18 protein-coding genes and 2 tRNA genes are annotated in these 19,470 nt (G+C 55.3%); 7 read left to right on the top strand and 13 right to left on the bottom strand.

What is annotated here, in order from left to right:
• The first annotated feature begins 6 nt into the window (after positions 1-6).
• A complete protein-coding gene (gene meaB, locus OEU85_RS11080; RefSeq protein WP_262691545.1) occupies positions 7-993 on the top strand; it encodes a methylmalonyl Co-A mutase-associated GTPase MeaB in 987 nt (328 codons plus the stop codon).
• A gap of 4 nt (positions 994-997) precedes the next feature.
• Here meaB and OEU85_RS11085 read toward each other — a convergent pair whose 3' ends face one another.
• From OEU85_RS11085 to OEU85_RS11125, 9 genes are all read right to left on the bottom strand, one after another.
• Positions 998-1,387 (bottom strand): VOC family protein, encoded by a 390-nt coding sequence (locus OEU85_RS11085; RefSeq protein WP_262691546.1) that lies wholly within the window; start codon positions 1,385-1,387, stop codon positions 998-1,000.
• Positions 1,388-1,411: 24 nt separating this feature from the next.
• Positions 1,412-2,149: an SDR family NAD(P)-dependent oxidoreductase gene (locus tag OEU85_RS11090; RefSeq protein ID WP_262691547.1), complete on the bottom strand. Its 738-nt coding sequence runs from the start codon at positions 2,147-2,149 to the stop codon at positions 1,412-1,414.
• 3 nt (positions 2,150-2,152) lie between these two features.
• Positions 2,153-3,628 carry an amidophosphoribosyltransferase gene (gene purF / locus OEU85_RS11095; protein ID WP_262691548.1) on the bottom strand — a complete coding sequence of 492 codons (1,476 nt, stop codon included), beginning with the start codon at positions 3,626-3,628 and terminating at the stop codon, positions 2,153-2,155.
• Between the two features lie 132 nt (positions 3,629-3,760).
• A complete protein-coding gene (locus OEU85_RS11100) occupies positions 3,761-4,432 on the bottom strand; it encodes a CvpA family protein (protein ID WP_262691825.1) in 672 nt (223 codons plus the stop codon).
• A gap of 80 nt (positions 4,433-4,512) precedes the next feature.
• Positions 4,513-5,883 (bottom strand): DNA repair protein RadA, encoded by a 1,371-nt coding sequence (radA, locus tag OEU85_RS11105; protein ID WP_262691549.1) that lies wholly within the window; start codon positions 5,881-5,883, stop codon positions 4,513-4,515.
• Positions 5,883-6,659: an ABC transporter ATP-binding protein gene (locus OEU85_RS11110; protein ID WP_262691550.1), complete on the bottom strand. Its 777-nt coding sequence runs from the start codon at positions 6,657-6,659 to the stop codon at positions 5,883-5,885. Before OEU85_RS11110 ends, radA begins: the two co-directional genes overlap by 1 nt.
• Positions 6,656-7,441, bottom strand: coding sequence for an MlaE family ABC transporter permease (locus OEU85_RS11115; RefSeq protein ID WP_262691551.1), 786 nt, complete (start codon positions 7,439-7,441; stop codon positions 6,656-6,658). Before OEU85_RS11115 ends, OEU85_RS11110 begins: the two co-directional genes overlap by 4 nt.
• Positions 7,442-7,562: 121 nt before the next feature.
• Positions 7,563-8,351, bottom strand: coding sequence for an enoyl-CoA hydratase-related protein (locus OEU85_RS11120; protein WP_262691552.1), 789 nt, complete (start codon positions 8,349-8,351; stop codon positions 7,563-7,565).
• Positions 8,352-8,446: 95 nt separating this feature from the next.
• The gene (locus tag OEU85_RS11125) at positions 8,447-9,706 is read right to left on the bottom strand and encodes a DEAD/DEAH box helicase (RefSeq protein WP_262691553.1); all 1,260 of its coding nucleotides are present in this window, start codon (positions 9,704-9,706) and stop codon (positions 8,447-8,449) included.
• Positions 9,707-9,789: 83 nt separating this feature from the next.
• Between OEU85_RS11125 and OEU85_RS11130 the strand changes: the two genes are divergently transcribed.
• A complete protein-coding gene (locus OEU85_RS11130; RefSeq protein WP_262691554.1) occupies positions 9,790-10,488 on the top strand; it encodes an alpha/beta fold hydrolase in 699 nt (232 codons plus the stop codon).
• On the opposite strand, the gene parE is transcribed toward OEU85_RS11130, so the two are convergent.
• Entirely contained in the window at positions 10,485-12,461 is a 1,977-nt protein-coding gene (gene parE / locus OEU85_RS11135; protein ID WP_262691555.1) for a DNA topoisomerase IV subunit B, read from the bottom strand. The genes OEU85_RS11130 and parE overlap by 4 nt on opposite strands.
• Before the next feature lie 209 nt (positions 12,462-12,670).
• Between parE and OEU85_RS11140 the strand changes: the two genes are divergently transcribed.
• On the top strand, positions 12,671-12,934 hold the full coding sequence (locus OEU85_RS11140; protein ID WP_262691556.1) for a hypothetical protein: 264 nt from the start codon (positions 12,671-12,673) through the stop codon (positions 12,932-12,934).
• A 57-nt stretch (positions 12,935-12,991) separates the two neighbouring features.
• On the opposite strand, the gene OEU85_RS11145 is transcribed toward OEU85_RS11140, so the two are convergent.
• The 3 genes from OEU85_RS11145 to OEU85_RS11155 all read right to left on the bottom strand — a co-directional run bounded on the left by OEU85_RS11145 (position 12,992) and on the right by OEU85_RS11155 (position 15,596).
• The gene (locus OEU85_RS11145) at positions 12,992-13,525 is read right to left on the bottom strand and encodes a hypothetical protein (RefSeq protein WP_262691557.1); all 534 of its coding nucleotides are present in this window, start codon (positions 13,523-13,525) and stop codon (positions 12,992-12,994) included.
• A gap of 185 nt (positions 13,526-13,710) precedes the next feature.
• Positions 13,711-15,135: a type I glutamate--ammonia ligase gene (glnA, locus tag OEU85_RS11150; protein WP_262691558.1), complete on the bottom strand. Its 1,425-nt coding sequence runs from the start codon at positions 15,133-15,135 to the stop codon at positions 13,711-13,713.
• 122 nt (positions 15,136-15,257) lie between these two features.
• Entirely contained in the window at positions 15,258-15,596 is a 339-nt protein-coding gene (locus tag OEU85_RS11155) for a P-II family nitrogen regulator (RefSeq protein WP_262691559.1), read from the bottom strand.
• A gap of 263 nt (positions 15,597-15,859) precedes the next feature.
• Here OEU85_RS11155 and OEU85_RS11160 point away from each other — a divergent pair.
• From OEU85_RS11160 to tig, 4 genes are all read left to right on the top strand, one after another.
• Positions 15,860-15,936 (top strand) — tRNA-His (locus OEU85_RS11160).
• A 116-nt stretch (positions 15,937-16,052) separates the two neighbouring features.
• Entirely contained in the window at positions 16,053-17,543 is a 1,491-nt protein-coding gene (locus tag OEU85_RS11165) for an NAD(P)H-hydrate dehydratase (protein WP_262691560.1), read from the top strand.
• A gap of 169 nt (positions 17,544-17,712) precedes the next feature.
• A tRNA-Leu gene (locus OEU85_RS11170) sits at positions 17,713-17,797 on the top strand.
• Positions 17,798-17,852: 55 nt separating this feature from the next.
• Positions 17,853-19,406 carry a trigger factor gene (gene tig / locus OEU85_RS11175; protein WP_262691561.1) on the top strand — a complete coding sequence of 518 codons (1,554 nt, stop codon included), beginning with the start codon at positions 17,853-17,855 and terminating at the stop codon, positions 19,404-19,406.
• The last annotated feature ends 64 nt before the right edge of the window (positions 19,407-19,470 follow it).

The raw sequence follows: 19,470 nt of genomic DNA on the forward strand, positions 1-19,470 counted from the left end.
GGCGTTGTGGCGGGCACAGTGAAGCAGCCAACGATCGAAGAACTATATGACGGTGTGCGTGCGGGCAATCGCGCGCTCATCGGTCGCGCCATCACCTTGATTGAAAGCAGGAACCCCAAGCATCAGGAAAAAGCGCAGGCGCTGCTCCATAAGCTTTTGCCGCATGCGGGTGGTGCGCAGCGCGTTGGTATCTCTGGTGTGCCCGGGGTGGGCAAGTCCACATTCATTGAAAAACTCGGCATGTGGTTGGTGGGCGAGGGTCATAAGGTCGCGGTTCTTGCTGTTGATCCGTCAAGCGGGCGCACGGGAGGCTCCATCCTGGGCGACAAGACGCGTATGGAGCAACTGTCGGCATGTGAGGATGCTTTCATTCGCCCCAGCCCAAGTTCCGGCGTGCTGGGCGGTGTGGCGCGTGCAACACGAGAAACCATGATGGTGCTTGAGGCCGCTGGCTTTGATGTGGTGCTGGTGGAAACCGTGGGCACCGGCCAGTCTGAAACCATGGTCGCTGATATGGTGGACTTTTTCCTCGTGCTGATGCTGCCCGGCGCTGGCGACGAGTTGCAGGGCATCAAGAAAGGCATTCTTGAGCTGGCGGATATGGTGGCCATCAATAAGGCAGACATCTTTGCCGAAAAGCTCAAGCAGGCGATGCGGGAGTATAAGTCGGCGCTTCATATCCTGACCGACGCCAGCCCAAGCTGGCACCCACCTGTGGTGACATGCTCCGGCCTCAAAGGTGACGGCGTGCCCGAGCTTTGGGGCCAAGTTGAGAAACACGCGCGCATCATGACGGAGAGCGGCGAACGCGCAGTACGGCGCACCGAACAGCGCCTGATGTGGCTGGACGCACAAGTGCATGATCGTCTGCTGCAAAGTTTTTATGGTAACGAGGCGGTGCGTGCCGAATTGCCGGGCATCAAGCAGGCGGTCAGGCAAGGGGATACGACTGTCTCTGCCGCCACTGAGCGGTTGCTGGCACTCTTGAAGTAGCGGATCAGCCGTTACGCTCAACAAGATCCCACATGTTGCCGTAGAGATCCTCAAACACAGCGACCGTGCCGTAGTCTTCTACCTTTTTTGGGCGGACCACCTTCACACCTGCCGCCAGATATTCCTGATAGTCGCGGTCGAAGTCGTCGGTTTCAAGGAACAGGAAAACACGCCCGCCCGTCTGGCGGCCGATGGCCTTGCGTTCGGCTGCGTTTTTAGCTTTCGCAAGCAGCAGGTGGCAGCCCGCGGTGCCTCTGGGAGCCACAACCACCCAGCGTTTGCCGGGTTGTGCAGTATCCTCAATCAGCTCAAAGCCAAACTTCTTTGTGTAGAACTCGATGGCTTCGTCATAGTCGGCGACAACCAGGCTGACGAGAGCAATATGCTTAGTCATATCCTGTCTCCTACCGCCTTCTCACTACGCCCGCTTGAGCCCAGCCCAGTCGTAGAAACTGATGCGTTCGCCAACTTTGTCGCAGTCAGGGCTTGCAAGCTCAACAAACAGCGGCGCAATGTCCGCAGGCTTTGGTAGTAGGCTGGCATCTTCGCCAGGAACAGCTTTCGCGCGCATGTGGGTCGCGATGGGACCTGGGTCAATAAGATTTACTTTCACGCCTGAAATTGTACTTTCTGCTGAGTATGTTAGTGCAAGTTCCTCAACGGCCGCTTTAGTCACCGCGTAACCGCCCCAGTGAGGTTTATGTTTGCCAGCTGCGCCGGATGTCACGAAAATTGCGCGGCCCGCATCAGATTGTTTGAGGAGCGGGTCCACAGAGCGGATCAGCCGCCAGTTTGCGGTGACGTTGATGTCCATCAGTTCCGCCCAGTCCTTGACGCCGATATGCCCGAGCGGGGAGATTGGGCCAAGTACGGCGGCATTGGCGACCAGAATATCCAGCTTTCCCCAACGCTCATATATTGCGCCGCCAAGGCGGTCGATGGCATCGAAATCGCGCAGGTCCATCGGGACAAGTGTGCAGGACTGGCCCTTTGCGCTGATCATATCATCCAGTTCTTCAAGCGCGCCCTGGCTGCGCGTGCGGGCGACAGCGATAATGTCTGCGCCAGCGTCTGCCAGCGCGAGAGCGACCGCTTTGCCAATACCGCGGGATGCGCCGGTGATAAGTGCCCGGCGGCCTTGAAGAACTTTACTCATGGATCAGGCCCCTGTGGATGCGATGAGATCGAGTTGGTTATCGTTGCGTTCGGCCTCTGACTGGTCTGTCAGCACGGTTGGGTAGTCCCCCGTGAAACAGGCGTCGCAGAACGCCGGGCATTTGTTGTTGCGCCCCTCGGGTTGATTGACAGCGCGGTAAAGCCCGTCAATCGAGAGGAATGCGAGCGTGTCGGCGCCAATATGCTGACGCATGGCTTCAACATCCATGCGCGCGGCCAGAAGTTTGCTGCGCTCAGGCGTATCAACGCCGTAGAAGCAGCTGTGCGCCGTTGGTGGTGATGCAATACGCATGTGTACTTCGGTCGCGCCGGCCTCGCGCATCATATTGACGATCTTCATTGAAGTCGTGCCGCGCACGATGCTGTCATCCACCAGAATGATGCGTTTACCTTGAATGTGCCAGCGGTTGGCATTGTGTTTCAGTTTCACGCCGAAGTGGCGGATTTGGTCGCTTGGCTCAATAAAGGTACGACCTACATAGTGGTTGCGGATGATACCAAGCTCAAAGGGGATGCCCGATTCCTGCGCGTACCCTATGGCCGCAGGTGTACCGCTGTCGGGCACCGGGATCACAAGGTCGGCGTCTACGCCGTTTTCCTGTGCGAGCTCTGCGCCGATGCGCTTCCTGACCTCATAGACGCTCATATGGTCCATGTAGCTGTCGGGGCGGGCGAAATAGACATGCTCAAAAATGCAGGGGCGCGGCTGTTCCTGCGGGAACGGCTTGTGGCTCCTGATGCCTTCATCTGTAATGATAACGAGCTCACCCGGTTCAATATCGCGCACATAGTCTGCGCCGATGATATCCAGCGCGCAGGTCTCTGAGCACATGATGTAGGCGTCATCAAGCTTGCCAAGCACCAGCGGGCGAACGCCCATCGGGTCACGAACGCCGATAAGGCCTTCCTTGGTGAGCGACACGAGCGAATAGGCGCCCTCTATCTGGCGCAATGCATCGATGAAGCGGTCCATCAAGGTGCGGTAGCGGCTCATGGCGATCAGATGGATGATGACCTCGGAATCAGACGTAGACTGGAAGATAGATCCGCGCTGCACCAGGGATTTCCTGAGGTGCGTTGCATTTGTCAGGTTGCCGTTGTGAGCCACAGCAAAACCACCGGACGAAAACTCGGCAAAAAGCGGCTGGCAGTTGCGCAGCATCGTATCGCCGGTGGTCGAATAGCGGGTATGACCAATCGCGGCGGAGCCGGGCAGGCTGTCGATGATTTCCTTGCTGGTGAAATTGTCGGCGACATGGCCAAGCACGCGTTTGGTGGCGAAGTTTTCACCATCAAAGGCGGTGATGCCTGCGGCCTCCTGGCCGCGGTGCTGCAGGGCGTGCAGGCCAAGCGTACAGTGGGCTGTTGCGTCTGGCGTACCGAAGATGCCAAAAACGCCGCACTCTTCGTGCAGCTTGTCATCATCGAAGGGATTGGTGGTGAATTCAGGATGCTTCATGGCTATTCGTCATTCCTGCCTTGGGCGTGGTGCTTTGGTGTGTTGCACGCCTCGTATATCGCCTGAGAAGAGCGCTGCATAGGGATAAATAGGAATTACAGAAATATTGCAGCAAAAAGACAATAGTTGTGCTCAGTTACCACCATTTTTCTTCTTTTCTTGCGCAAGCTCATCCACAAGATCATCCAGTTGGTCGCGCTGGTCTTCTATATATTTTGCAGCCTGTTCCTCAAGTTTTTCATTGATGAACTGGCTTTGTACGGCACCGGCGGCGCGCTGCATATAATCGTTTCCCACATCGGTGGGGGCTTTGCCCATGGCTTCAGATGCAAAACCTTCGATCATGCCTGCGGACCAGGCCACCAGCGGGCGGGTGCGCGCTTCCTTGATCCAGTCAGGCTGGCTGGATGAGGGGAACAGCTTATCGAAACCAAGATAGATAACGGAGATGATCACCACACCGCGCAGAAGGCCAAACAGGGCGCCGAGCGACCTGTCCAGAAGGCCGACAGGGCTATCCTTGACCATGCCACCAACAAATTCAGCCACCTGTTTCAAGATGAAGAGGGTAACAAAGAAAATGATAGCAAGTGTGAGCAGGTCCGCAAGCTCTGGCGGCTGGATCAGGTCGCGGCCATATGTTTTGGCGAACTGGAAGCCAAACACGGTTGCGAGCAACGCCCCCGCCCATGCGCCAAAAGAAAGTGCAACGGTCGCGAAGCCGCGCCCGAACGCAAAAAGGGTCGACAGCCCGATGATGATCAGTACGGCTGCATCAAAAGCTGTCAAACTATCTACTTGCATATCCAATGGTGTATCTCCTTGTCCGCGCAGATATAGGCACGCGGTCAGGCTATTATAAGGCATCACGCCTTAAAACGCGATTACTCAACGCCGTGTGGGAAAAACTGCGCGACAAGATCACTAACGCGGGCAATTGTTTGCTGCTTGATTGCTTTGACGCTGTTTTTCTTCATCTTGGGCGTCAGCGCGCCAGAAAAGCCGAGTTTGGCCGATTCTTTCAGCCGCGCCTCGGTTTGGGAAACGCTGCGTACATCACCAGAGAGGCTGATCTCGCCAAATACCACGGTTTCGTCTGGCAGTGCGGTTTGCGAAAGGCTTGAGATCAGGGCGGCTGCAACAGCGAGGTCGGCCGCAGGTTCGGTGATCTTGAGGCCACCGGCCACGTTCAGATACACGTCACAGCCTGCGAGGCCAAGCCCTGCTCGCGCATCAAGTACGGCCAACACCATGGCAAGGCGCCCACTGTCCCATCCCACAACAGCACGGCGCGGGTTGGCGGCGCTTGAGCGGGCGACAAGCGCCTGAATTTCCACCAGAAGGGGGCGGGACCCCTCAATGCCAGCAAATACGGCGGAGCCCGGTTCGCGGGAGTTATGGTCAGCAAGGAACAGGGCGGATGGGTTTGTCACCTCATTCAGCCCGATGCCTGTCATCTCGAACACGCCAATCTCATCGGTGCCGCCAAAACGATTTTTCACTGCGCGCAGGATGCGGAACTGGTGGCCGCGATCACCTTCAAAATAAAGGACGGTGTCGACCATATGTTCCAGTACGCGCGGGCCGGCAATCTGCCCGTCTTTGGTGACATGGCCGACGAGCAACACGATGGTACCTTTGCGTTTGGCAAAGCTGATAAGCTCATGCGCGCACACGCGTACCTGACTGACGGTGCCAGGCGCTGATTCCACATGGTCCGCAAACAGGGTCTGAATACTGTCGATCACCACAACGCGGGGTGGCTTGCCTTCGTCGAGAGAAGTCAGGATATCACGCAGGCTGGTTTCGCAACCAAGTCTGAGTGGCGCGCCCTTGAGGCCAAGACGGTTGGCGCGCATCTGAATCTGGGCGGTTGCTTCTTCGCCCGAAATATACACACAGTCTTCGCCTTTGATTGCCATTTTTCCCATGGCTTGCAACAGGATGGTGGATTTGCCAATGCCGGGATCACCGCCGATCAGGATTGCGCTGCCTGGCACAAGCCCACCCCCAAGCGCGCGGTCAAACTCACCAATGCCCGTCATCACCCGGGGTGCTTCTTCGAGCGGCGTGTCGAGAGAAACAAAATTGACGCTGCGGCCTTTTTTACCGGAGAGTCCCTTTGGTGCGCCGGAGACCGCAGCCTTTTCCTCAACAATGGTGTTCCAGCCGTCGCATTCTTCGCACTTTCCCTGCCAGCGCGGATAAGCCGCACCGCAGGAGGCACAAACATAGGATGTCAGCTTTTTTGCCATCAGAGTTTCAGGATTTCCATTTCAATAGGACCTTGTGCCCGACCATGGATGAACTGGTCCACATGGTCGCTGCCCGAACTGTCGATATCTGTCCTGGCGCCTTCCCAAATGATCTGCCCGTGGTAAAGCATGGCAATACGGTCGGCGATCTTGCGCGCGCTGGCCATGTCGTGGGTGATCGACAGCGTTGTGGCTCCAAGGTCTTTCACGCATTCCACGATTAGGTCGTTGATGACGTCCGCCATGATAGGGTCTAGACCGGTGGTGGGTTCGTCAAAGAAGATGACCTCAGGCTCGCTCGCAATCGCGCGGGCAAGGCCCACCCGTTTTTGCATGCCGCCTGAGAGCTCCGCCGGCGACAACTGTCCCACGTCGGGGGAGAGGCCTACCCGGCGCAATTTTTCGGTGGCGATCTCGCGGGCATCTGTCTTTTTCATGCCCTTGCCCTGGATAAGGCCGAAGGCGACATTCTCCCACACGGGCAGGCTGTCGAACAGCGCGGCGCCCTGAAACAGCATGCCAAATTTGCTCATGACATCCTTACGAGCGCGCCCTTTATGGTGGGTGACATCCTCTCCATCCACAAAGATTTTGCCCTTGTCGGGCGTCAGCAACCCCAGGATACATTTCAGCATTACAGATTTGCCCGTGCCGGACCCACCGATGATAACCATCGATTCACCCTTGGCAACCGATAGGTCGATGCCCTTGAGCACCTGCTTTGAGCCGAAGCTCTTGTGGACACCTTCCAGTTTGATCATGGGAGTATCCGTCATCCTGCTTTCCCCCCAAAGACAATCACGGTAATAATGAGGTTGGCCAGCAGGATGGCAATAAAGGCGGAGACCACAGCGTTTGTCGTTGCCTTACCCACGCCTTGTGCGCCGCCGCGGCTGTGATAACCATGATAGCTGCCCATCAGGGCAATAAAAAAACCGAACACAGCGGCTTTTACAAGCGATGAAATCACGTCTGTCTGCTCCAGAAAGTCGACAGTAACTTTCAGGTAGGTTGCCGCATTCAGGCCAAGCCGTTCCGTGCCGATCAGGAAGCCGCCCATCACACCGATGATATTGGCGATGATCACCAATAGGGGCAGAGTGAGGACCGCCGCGATAAGGCGGGGTGCGACAAGGTACTTGAAGGGGTCGGTTGACAGCGTGACAAGCGCATCAATCTGTTCGGTAACGCGCATGGTGCCAAGCTCTGCTGCCATGGCACTGGAGACACGCCCTGCGACCATCAGGCCGCCAAGAACCGGCCCCAGTTCCCGTACGATTGCAATAACCACGACGCCGGGTACCACGGAGGATGCGTTGAAGCGGCTTCCACCAACAAAAATCTGCTGTGCGAGCGCAGCCCCGGTGAAAAGCGCGGTCAATCCCACCACAGGCAAGCTGTTGTAGCCGATGAGCCACATCTGCTTCAGTACATGCCGCCAGTACATGGGGGGCAGGACGATAGAAATAATGGCCGTGCCCGCGAAGCGGGACAGGCGGCCGATTTCTGCTAGGGCGGCCAGAAAGACCTGACCGACGAGCGCGAGCGGATTAAACACGAAAAGGTGCCTTTGTTGCCGTTATGTTCTTGGTGCACATGCTTCTATGTAACGCCACCGAATAGAAATGAAAAGTGGCGATTTGGCGACCCCTTAATTTCAAATTGTTTCCGGTGTTCGTTCAAGCGCCCTTAAACCTAGCGTCACGTTTCTCGAGAAAGGCCATCACGCCTTCGATACAATCGGCGGACCGACCAGCTTTGCGCTGTTCCATCGCCTCAAGGGTAAGCTGTTCTGAATAGCTATTGTCGTGACTGTCGGCAATCAGCTTGCGAATGCCAGAGAGAGCCAGTGTTGGGCCGTTTGCAAGTCTCTGCGCCAGCGCCATAGCTGTTTCCATCAGCTTGTCATCATCCACAACATCATAAACAAGGCCCCAATCCAGAGCCTTATCTGCGGGCAAACGTTCACCGAGCATCATCATGGCGCGGGCACGGGCAGTACCCACAAGGCGCGGCAACAGGAAGGTACTGCCGGCATCTGGCACAAGGCCGATGTTGACAAAGGCTTGCAGGAAATAAGCGGAGCGGGCGGCAATCACAATATCAGCGGAGATGGCAATGCTCATGCCCGCACCAGCAGCGACCCCGTTCACCGCGGAAATGACCGGCATTTCCAGCGCGGCAAGCTCCAGAAGGATGGGGTGGTAAGTGGCAATAAGGTTCGCGCCCATGTCACGATCAGCGCTGATGCCACCTTCGGCAAGGTCCGCACCTGAACAGAAGGCGCGGCCTTCACCGGTGATCAGCAGGGCACGTGCACCGCTGCCCGGTTTGGCAATCTGCCTGATTGCGGCGAGAAGCTCGCTTTTAAGGGCATCGGACAGGGCGTTGAGGCGCTCCGGTCGATTGAGGCGAATGGTTGCCAGCCCGTCAGTTATATCAAGGACAAGTGTTTCAAAATCAGCCACGGCGTATATCCTCCCCGGATTTGTGCTTTTTGCATGAAATAGGGCAGGGTGGCATGACGGCAACCGCTTACGCAGGCGATTGCCGGATATCTGGGTTAAGTCGGGGATTCGTCCGTTTTGCTGCGCCCGAGCGGCACAGGGCGGGAAAGAAAGGCTGGCACATGAGGGCCCATGCCGACAAAAGGCTTTTTCGGCATGTCATCCGCGGCCACTTTTGGCTTTGGCGGTTCAAGGTTGATCTTTTCCTGCCGTGGCAGTTTGTTGCCAATCAACTTTTCAATCGCGTCGACAAATTTGGTGTCTGCCTTGCCGCTCGTAGCTATCGTAAACGCTTTGCCTTTGCGACCTGCGCGACCGGTCCGCCCGATGCGGTGCACATAGTCTTCGGCGTGGCTGGGCACATCAAAGTTGAACACATGGCTGACATCGGCAATATCAAGACCGCGGGCCGCAACGTCAGACGCACAAAGAAGCTGAAGCTCGTTGGCCTTGAACTGGCGCAGTACCTCCAGCCGTTCGCTTTGTTCCATGTCACCATGAAGCTGGCCGACGTTGAAACCATGGCGAGCGAGGGAGTTATACACTTCCTTCACATCTACTTTGCGGTTGCAGAAGATAATGCCATTTTTTACTGGTTCATCCTTGATCAGTTTTCTGAGCGCTTTGCGCTTGTCACGCGGGCCGACCATGACGAGCTTTTGCTCGATCGTTGTCGCGGTCATTGAGGAGCGTTCAACCTCAATAAACTTCGGGTCATCAAGGAACTTTTTGGTCAGCTTCTCGATGGGAGGCGGCATGGTGGCCGAGAAAAAGAGTGTCTGGTGTTTTTTGGTGATGCATTCACAGATTTTTTCAACATCGGGGATGAAACCCATGTCGAGCATGCGATCGGCTTCATCAATCACGAGAATATCGATGCCATTCAGCAACAGTTTGCCGCGCTGAAAATGGTCAAGCAGCCGGCCGGGTGTTGCGATCAACACGTCAACGCCGCGGTCGAGCAGTTTTTCCTGATCCGCAAAATTCACGCCACCAATCAACAACGCCATGGTGAGCTTGTGCTCTTTGCCGTATTTCTCAAAGTTTTCAGCAACTTGTGCTGCCAGTTCGCGCGTAGGTTCCAGAATAAGGGAACGCGGCATACGGGCACGAGAACGGCCTTCCGACAGGATATCGATCATCGGCAGGGTGAAAGAGGCTGTTTTGCCGGTGCCAGTCTGGGCGATACCCAGCACATCACGGCCCATCAAAACCTGTGGGATTGCTTGTGCCTGAATGGGGGTTGGCTCGGTATAGCCAGCCTCATTCACGGCTTTCATGGTTGGTTCGCTTAGTCCGAGGCGGTCGAAACCCATTCGCATCTTCTCAATTTATTCGCTACAAATTCGAGGCGCAGCATAGGTGCGCAGGAGTCAATGTCAATGCGGGATAAGGGATTATGGCTTTAAAGAGTGATGCAATTATGTTTCTACCGGCGCTTTTATGTGACACTCGGCTATACAGCAATGCCGTCAGTCACTTTCGCCGGGAGCTTGAAGTGATCGTGCCCGAGATATTTTCCCATGACAGCTTCGCCGATATGGCGGCGGAAATTCTGGCATCGGCCCCCAAGCGTTTTGCCCTCGTCGGGAATTCCATGGGCGGCTATCTGGCGCTGGAAATAATGGCGCAGGCCCCGCAGCGGGTAAGCCATCTGGCCCTTGTGGGAACCAATGCTCATGCTGATACACCGCCGGCGCGTGAAAAGCGCGAGCAGGCGATCCGGCTTGCTGAACGTGGCAAGTTTAATCAGTTTGTTGACGGCTATGTTGAGGGCGCGCTCACACCAGCACATCGGGCGAGGCTCGGCCCGATCATACGAGAAATGGCGCGTGATCTGGGGCCTGGCGTCCTTATCCGTCAACAGAAGACAATTATGGCCCGGGCGGATTACCGGGACCTACTGAAGTCGGTGCATGTACCATCGCTCGTGGCGGTGGGGCGAGAAGATGGGCTTTCTGAGATAAAACATCAGCATCATATGGCAGGTGCCTTGTCCAACAGCCGGTTTTTCGAAATGCCACGCTGTGGTCATCTGGTGCCGCTTGAGGCGCCGGAGTTGTTTAATGCTGCAATGGAAAAGCTGTTGAGCGCCTAAATATCGAGATCGGCGACTTCGGTGGCGTTGTCACGGATAAATTCGAAGCGTTTCTCCGGTTTCTTGCCCATCAGGTCATCAACCAACTGGTTAACCGTGGCGCGGTCACCATAATCGGTGGGTAGTGTTACGCGCAGCAGGGTACGGTTCTTGGTTGCCATGGTGGTTTCCTTGAGTTGCCCCGGGGGCATCTCGCCAAGGCCCTTGAACCGGCTGATTTCAATTTTGCCCCTGCCGCTGAATTCGGTTGCCATCAACTCGTCCTTGTGGGCGTCGTCGCGGGCATAAATGACCTTGCCGCCTTGCGCGATGCGATACAGTGGCGGCATTGCAAGGTAAAGCCTGCCATCCCGCACCATACCCGGCATTTCCTGGAAGAAGAAAGTCATGAGGAGGGTGGCGATGTGGGCGCCATCGACGTCGGCATCGGTCATGATGATGACTTTTTCGTACCTGAGCGCCGCCCCGTCATACCCATCACGCGTACCACAGCCGAGTGCCTGAATAAGGTCGCGAATTTCGCTATTGGCAGCGATTTTGTCGCGGGTGGCGGATGCCACGTTGAGGATCTTGCCACGGATGGGCAGCACGGCCTGGGTTTTGCGGTCCCGCGCCTGTTTGGCGGAGCCGCCAGCCGAGTCACCCTCTACGATGTAAATTTCTGTGCCGTCGGGGCTTTCGCTGGAACAATCGGTCAGCTTACCGGGTAGGCGCAGCTTGCGCTTGCCAACGGCGGTTTTACGTTTGATCTCGCGTTCCTGTTTACGGCGCAGGCGCTCCTCAAGACGCTCCAAGGCCCAGGTAAGCAGGCTATTGGCACGGTCTGGGTGGTCGCCGAGCCAGTGGTCAAAGGCGTCGCGGATTGCGTTTTCCGTCAGACGAAAAGCATCCAGCGTGGACAGCTTGTCCTTGGTCTGGCCTTGAAACTGGGGATCACGGATGAAGACAGAGAGCATGGCGCAGGAACAGCCATAAACATCGTCGCCGGTGAGTTGCGCTGCCTTTTTATTGTTGGTCAACTCCGCATAGGCCTTCAGGCCACGCAGCATCGCGCTACGCATGCCGTTTTCGTGTGTTCCACCCTGTGGGGTTGGTATCGTATTACAGTAGCTGTTGGAAAAACCGTCGCCAAATTCGGGCCAATGGATCGCCCATTCAACTCGGCCCGCGTCATCGGGAAATTTTACAAAACCGCTGAAAGGCTCTGGTGTGACACACATGCGCTTCTTAAGTGTGTCCTGCAGGAAGTCCGACAAGCCGCCGGGGAAGTGCAGGGTGGCTTCCTGCGGGGTATCATCGTCGGCTTCAATAAGCTCTGGCGCGCAGCGGAAACGAATTTCAACACCGCGGAACAGATATGCCTTGGAGCGGGCCATGCGATAAACGCGCGATGGCTTGACGCGTGCTTTCACGCCAAAAATCTCATGGTCGGGCAGGAAACTTACCTGTGTGCCACGACGGTTATTGACCGGCCCCATGTCCTCCAGCGTCGTGGTAGTCTTCCCGCGCGCATAGCCCTGACGCCAGAGGTTGCGGTCACGAGCGACTTCAACTGTCATCCATTCGCTGAGCGCGTTCACCACCGAATTACCGACACCATGCAGGCCGCCGGAGGTCGCGTAGGCGTCCGAGTTGAACTTGCCGCCGGAGTGCAGGGTGGTCATAATTACTTCAAGTGCGGATTTTCCGGGATACTTGGGGTGTGGATCCGTCGGGATGCCGCGGCCATTGTCGGAAACGGAAATCGAGCCGTCTTCATGCAATGAAACAATAATGCGACTCGCATGGCCCGCGACGGCTTCATCCATCGAGTTATCGAGAATTTCAGCGACAAGGTGGTGAAGAGCCCGTTCATCCGTCCCGCCGATATACATGCCGGGCCGTTGCCGGACAGGTTCAAGTCCTTCAAGAACCTCAATATCTTTTGCGGAATAGTCTGATTTAGTCTGTGTAACTTCAAACAGATCGCTCATAACCCACCCTGAAAATCGCGTATTAAAAAGGGGGTAAACCAGCCCGGCCCCCGCGTCAAGCGTAACAATATATAGGGGCTGTGCGCTTGACCTAAAGAAAATATAGTGTGTGTTTTGTGAAAATTCACATAGAATTCACGCAAGCTTTAAAACTTATTTAATGGGTTGCCCATAGCCTTGGCTATACCGCAACGTACCGGAGGGATGTCATGCAAAAGGGTAGCTCAGGTGGACTGCTGAAACGCTTGTTCAGAGGTGAGGTCGTGCCGGCACATGAGCATGGCGTTATGGTAGGTGCGCGTTATATGGCTCGAAACCATCACACCTCAGTCTGGGTTGTTGAACGCATCAGCAGCGTGGGGTCGAGCACTTATCCATTGGTTAGTCTTGCGCGGGAAGGTCACCCTGACCTCAAAAAAACGGTTTCGCTTGCTGTGATTGAAGAAGGCGAGGATTTTCGTCCCGCGATATAATTTCTAACCAAAGACCCTCAAGTCCAAGCTGATGCCGCGTTTGCGGCATCACGTGTTTTAGTCGAACAGTTTATCGATGTCTTCCTGGGTTTGGGCGCTATCTTCATCAACTTCCTCGGGCAGCTCGATATCGCCTTCGACCTTGCCGTGAATCACCTGATTGAGCTTCATCAAAAGGCCTTGAATTGCTTCGACGCGCAGCCGGATAAGTTCCTGAGCCTGTGCAGTAAAGCCCCGTTCTGCAACATTCACCGCCGCCATGCCGGCGAGTGTACCCTGAATGAGTTTATCCAGTTCCGCGCAAATCACTTCAAATTGCACCCGGACCTTGTCTGGCGCAAGGTTATAGGCTTGTACGGCGAGCTCTTTGGCCTGGAATCCACTGTCCAGAAAATGCTGAGTGTAGCTTTTCGGCGCCCAGTCGGCCGCGTCTTCGGCCAGTTCGGGCATATCGGGAATCATCTCAAGCAGCATTACGATCTCATTGAAATGATTGAGATAGTCTGTTGCAAGGAAGGTTTCCGGGTTGATATTCGCGCTGGCGAGCCGAGGCTGGATGGCGGCCTGTTCAGCTGTGTACTCAATGTGCATGAAACTGCTGCCTGTTCTTACCTGTGTTACCCAATGTTCTTGTTTGGACGTTTACCAACGTCCTGAGGCTCAACTTTATAATTGACGGGTTGTTAAATAGTAAACGTGACGGAATCCATAAAAAATTTTTCTAAAAGAAAAGGGGAGCGCACTGCGCTCCCCTCCCTGTGATACTTTTGCAGCAGTTATGCGCTGTAGTACATCTCGAACTCAACCGGATGTGGCGCAAGGTCAAGGCGGTTCACTTCTTCCATTTTCAGCTCAATGTAAGCGCTGATCTGATCGTCGGTGAACACGTCACCCTTCTTGAGGAACTCGCGGTCGTTGTGGAGTGCTTCAAGCGCTTCACGCAGTGAACTGGCAACCGTCGGTACGCCCATCAGTTCTTCCGCGGGCAGGGCATAGAGGTCTTTGTCCATCGCGTCACCTGGGTGGATCTTGTTCTCAATGCCATCAAGGCCAGCCATCAGCATGGCGGCAAACGCGAGATATGGGTTTGCTGTTGCATCAGGGAAGCGAACCTCAACCCGCTTGGCTTTTGCACTGGCGCCGTATGGAATACGGCAGGAAGCGGAGCGGTTGCGTGCGGAATAGGCCAGAAGAACGGGGGCCTCAAAGCCCGGCACCAGACGCTTGTAACTGTTGGTGGACGGATTGGAGAACGCGTTGATCGCCTTGGCGTGCTTGATGATGCCGCCGATGTAGTAGAGCGCAGTTTCAGAGAGGTCTGCATAACCGGAACCTGCGAAAAGCGGCTTACCATCTTTCCAGATTGACTGGTGGGTGTGCATGCCTGAGCCGTTGTCCTGTGCCACAGGCTTTGGCATGAAGGTCGCGGTTTTGCCATACGTGTGAGCAACCTGATGCACAGCATATTTATAGATCTGCACGTTGTCAGCTGTTTGCGTCAGCGTGGAAAACATCATGCCGAGTTCGTGTTGGGATGCGGCCACCTCGTGGTGGTGCTTGTCCATCTTCAGGCCCATTTCCTTGGCAGTTTTCACCATTTCGCCGCGCAGGTCCACACAGCTATCAACCGGTGCTACCGGGAAGTAGCCGCCTTTAACAGCTGGACGGTGACCATAGTTGCCACCTTCGAAAGACTTGGCCGTGTTGTATGGGCCTTCGACGTCGTCGATCTCATACATGGCGCCGCGATAGCCGGTGCTGAATTTCACGTCGTCGAAGACGAAGAACTCTGGCTCAGGGCCAAAGAAGGCGGTGTCGCCAACGCCGGAGAATTTCACATACTCTTCCGCTTTTTTCGCGGTCGAGCGTGGGTCACGGTCGTAAGGCTGGCCCGTGGCTGGCTCGAGAATGTCACAGAACACGATGAGTGTCACATCAGCGGTGAACGGGTCAATCGTGACCGAGTTGAGGTCGGCTTTGAGGATCATGTCTGATTCGTTGATTGCCTTCCAACCTGCAATCGACGAGCCATCGAACATGAAACCTTCAGTCAGCATGTCTTCGTCGACAATATCAGCCGCCATGGTCAGGTGCTGCCATTTGCCCTTTGGGTCGGTGAAGCGCAGGTCAATCCATTCAGCACTGCTTTCTTCCACAAGCTTGAAAAAATCGTCGACACTCAGGTTGGTATATTTGGACATTTCCGTGTTTCCCTATTTTTAATACGACCTTTGCTGAACAGTCCGATGTCCGGGGCACGCAGCCCGAGCGGAGGGGAGGGGCATTCAACAAAATATGTTGGCACTACGAAAGGCAGTGCCGATTAAATGGCATCACGCCCGGTTTCACCCGTACGGATTCGGATGGCTTCTTCAATGGTGCTGACAAAAATCTTGCCGTCACCGATGCGGCCTGTGTGTGCCGCATTTTTGATTGCCTCTACGGCCCGTTCAGCCTCGTCAGCGGCGACCACGACCTCCACTTTGACCTTTGGAACAAAGTCGACCACGTATTCCGCGCCGCGATAAAGCTCCGTGTGGCCTTTCTGGCGTCCGAAACCCTTGGCTTCGGTTACCGTAATCCCTGAAATGCCGATGTCGTGAAGGGCTTCCTTCACCTCATCAAGCTTGAAGGGTTTAATGATTGCTTCGATCTTCTTCATTTCCTGGTACCATTGTTATCGTTATGTATCTGATTAAGCAGGGTTCATGCCAACGTGCTGATGGCGCAGAAATGCGCCGTTCATGTCATATGGATCAGCAGTGCTGACTGTTCTTTGTGCGTGCACCTGCACATTTTTTGTGCAGATGCGTGACAGTTGACCATGCATTTGTCAGAAAAATGGCTTATCGGAAATAAACTGGAAACTTCACGCTTGACGAAGCTATATTGATGCGCATAAACAGTCGCCACGTTTTAGAGATGGCGGGTGTAGCTCAGTTGGTTAGAGCGCCAGTTTGTGGTACTGGAAGTCGCCGGTTCGATCCCGGTCACTCGCCCCACTCTGAAATTTTTCAAGAAGCCCCTTTCGGGGCTTTTTTCTTTTGCTACACTGCCCGCTGATTCTGCAGCGATTCTAGGCCGAATCGTCGGTCTGAGTCTTCGAGGGGGAGAGGCAGTGTCGGATTCTAAACGCAGCCATCTAGTATTGGTGCCCGATGAGGCGCGCCAAGCGGACGCCTGGGCGATATCTCACGGCGTCGATGGCCTCGCGCTCATGGAGGCGGCCGGGCGTGCCGTGGCCGAGGCGGCTGTCAGTTACGCAGGGACGCCGCTTGAGTGCGATGGCGATATTGTTCTCCTTTGTGGTCCAGGTAACAACGGGGGCGATGGGTACGTTGCCGCGCGCTATCTGCAGGAATGGGGGTACGCGGCCCGGATCGTCAGTAGTATCGCATCTTCCGACCTCAAAGGCGACGCGGCAGTCATGGCCTCACGGTGGTCAGGGCGTGTCGACCCTGTCCAAAAGGCGAAACTCAAAAATGCAGCTGTCATTATAGATGCGCTTTTTGGTACTGGACTGGCGCGCCCCATTGAAGGTGAACTCGCCGCCCTGATCGATGAAGCCAATGCGCGGGAGGTATTTCGCCTTGCCGTCGATGTGCCAAGCGGTCTAGACGCGCAGGTAGGCACCCCGCTTGGCGCGTGCTTCCATGCCGATGCAACTGTTACCTTTTTCAGGAAAAAGCCGGGACAGGTTATCGCACCCGGACGGTTTTTATGTGGCGGCCGGGATCACATCCATGTGGCAGACATCGGTATCAGCGATGCGTGCCTTGACGATATCAAACCGAAAACTTTTGAGAATATACCAACGCTCTGGAGTGGTAGCTTCCCCTATGCGGGGCCGATAACCCATAAATATAAACGGGGGCATTTGCTGGTGCTTGGTGGCAAGCAGCCAGCTCTTGGCGCTTGCCGGCTGGCCTGTATGGCAGCTTTGCGCACGGGCGCAGGCCTTGTGACACTGGCGGCACCATCGGAGACATATTCTATTCAGGCGACAGCGTTGACTGACGTTTTGGTCCGCCAATTTGATAGTACTTCTGAGTTTCTGGACATGATGGCCGACGATCGCATCAATGTTGTATTGCTGGGACCGGGCGCCGGTGTAAGCAAAAAAAACGGTGACCTTATACACGACGTGGTTGCGCGAGGTCGAGGCCTTGTTCTTGATGCTGACGCGCTAACAAGCCTTGCCGGGCATCTTGATATACTAGGACTTGGTAAAGCAGGTGAAATTGTATTGACGCCTCATGACGGGGAGTTTGTACGGCTGTTTCCGGACATTGACCATACGGACCGTATCGCTGCGGTTCGTACAGCCGCCTGCATAACCGGGGCTATTGTCGTGCTCAAGGGGGTTTCCACGCTTGTTGCTGCACCGGATGGACGGCTTTCCATTGCGGCAAACGCGCCGGCGTGGCTATCCATAGGGGGCACTGGTGACGTGCTTTCCGGCATTGTGGCATCGCTTATGGGGCAGGGAATGCCAGCATTTGAGGCGGCATCGGCTGGCGTTTGGCTGCATGGGGAGGCGGGCATGCGGGCGGGGCGAGGGCTTATTGCTTCTGACCTTGTCGACCTGTTGCCGTCGGTGTTGCCATAAACAGTGTTGTACCGAAAGCAAAACACCGGCCTGAAAACGGTATCAAAGTTCAAAAATACATTACAAAAATACTTGTACTCCGCCGCGCGCCTGTTATAAGCCCGTCCAATTCACGTGTAATGAATCCGGTCGTGAACGCATGCTTTGCGAACACCCGATGGATTTGAGTGCGGGCGTGGCGAAATTGGTAGACGCGCCAGATTTAGGTTCTGGTGTCTTCGGACGTGGGGGTTCAAGTCCCTTCGCCCGCACCACCATCCCTTCGGGGTGGACTGGATTAGGAAAAATATAAAGAGAGTTGGAAGACCCATGCAGATTGAAGAACTGCTCAACGAAGGCCTGAAACGCGAATACAAGATTGTGGTTGAAGCTTCCGAGCTTGATGCCAAGCTTGACGCTGTACTGGACGAGTTCCGCGCAACTGCAAAAATCAAGGGTTTCCGCCCTGGCAAGGCGCCGATTTCCCTGTTGAAGCGTATGCATGGCGACCGTGCTAAAGGTCAGGTCCTCAACGAGGCGATGCAGGAGTCTTCCGCGAAGCTCTTTGAAGAAAAGGAGATTCGTCCGGCACTGCGTCCAGAAGTGGACATGGGTGACTATGAGGACGGCAAAAATCTCGAATACACGCTGAAAGTGGAAGTGCTTCCTGAAATAAGCGTCGATGCCTTCAAGGCACCGGCGCTTGAGCGCTGGGTTGCTGAAATCGCTGATGCCGATGTCGATGCGTTTGTAGAGCGCATTGCCGGTCAGCAGAAAACTTTCAAGAAGGCCGCTAAAACCGTCAAGTCCACCGATGGCGACGCTGTGCTGATTGACTTTGTTGGCAGCGTGGATGGTGTCGAGTTTGAAGGTGGTAAAGGCGAAGACTATCAGCTTGAGCTTGGTTCGGGTTCTTTCATCCCGGGCTTTGAAGAGCAGCTTGTCGGTGTGAAAGCCGGTGATGAGAAAGTTGTGAAAGTAACCTTCCCGGCTGAATACCACTCAGAAGAGCTCAAAGGCAAAGACGCTGAGTTCAAGGTTACGGTCAAAGAAGTCCGTCGCCCCGCAGATGCCAAGATTGATGACGAGCTTGCCAAAAGCCTTGGTTTCGACAGCCTCGATGCGCTGAAGGAATCGGTTAAGGGTCAGCTTGAGAACGACAACAAGTCTCTTACACGGGCCCACATGAAGCGTGGCCTTCTGGACGCCCTTGCTGAAGAATATGACTTTGATGTGCCGCCTGGCATGGTTGACCTCGAGTACCGTCAGATTTGGGAACAAATCAAACGTGACGCTGTTCAAAGCGGTGACGCTAAGCCGGAAGATTTTGAAGGTCAGGATGAGCCTGCTGACAAGGACGAAGCCGAAGAGTTCCGCTCCATTGCTGAACGCCGTGTGCGTCTTGGCCTGCTGCTTTCTGAGCTGGGCGTAAAAAACAACGTCCAGGTTACGCAGGAAGAAGTAAATCGCCGCATTATCGAGGAAGCTCGCCGTTTCCCGGGCCAGGAAGCGCAGGTTTTTGAATTCTACCAGAAGAATGAAGAAGCTCGTGCACAGCTTCGTGCGCCAATCTTCGAGGAAAAGGTTGTCGACTTCGTTCTTGAGATGTCTAAACTGACGGACAAGACGGTAAGCCGCGAGGAACTTGAAGCGGCTGTTCGCGCCATCGATGAAGAAGATGCGAACCCGACCAAGTCCAAAAAGGCCCCGGCGAAGAAAAAAGCAGCGACCAAGAAGCCTGCTGCCAAGAAAACGCCTGCTAAAAAGGCACCTGCTAAAACAGCCGACGCTGAAAAAGCGCCAGCGAAGAAAGCGGCCGCGAAGAAGCCTGCGGCTAAAAAAGCCCCTGCTAAAAAAGCGCCAGCTAAAAAATCTGATAAATAATTTCTGCTGTTATGCAGTGCGGAAAAGGGGCCGTCCGGCCCCTTTTTTCGTCCAGCCCTTTAAA

This window comes from Kordiimonas aestuarii (assembly GCF_025574465.1).
GTDB classification, from domain to species: domain Bacteria; phylum Pseudomonadota; class Alphaproteobacteria; order Sphingomonadales; family Kordiimonadaceae; genus Kordiimonas; species Kordiimonas aestuarii.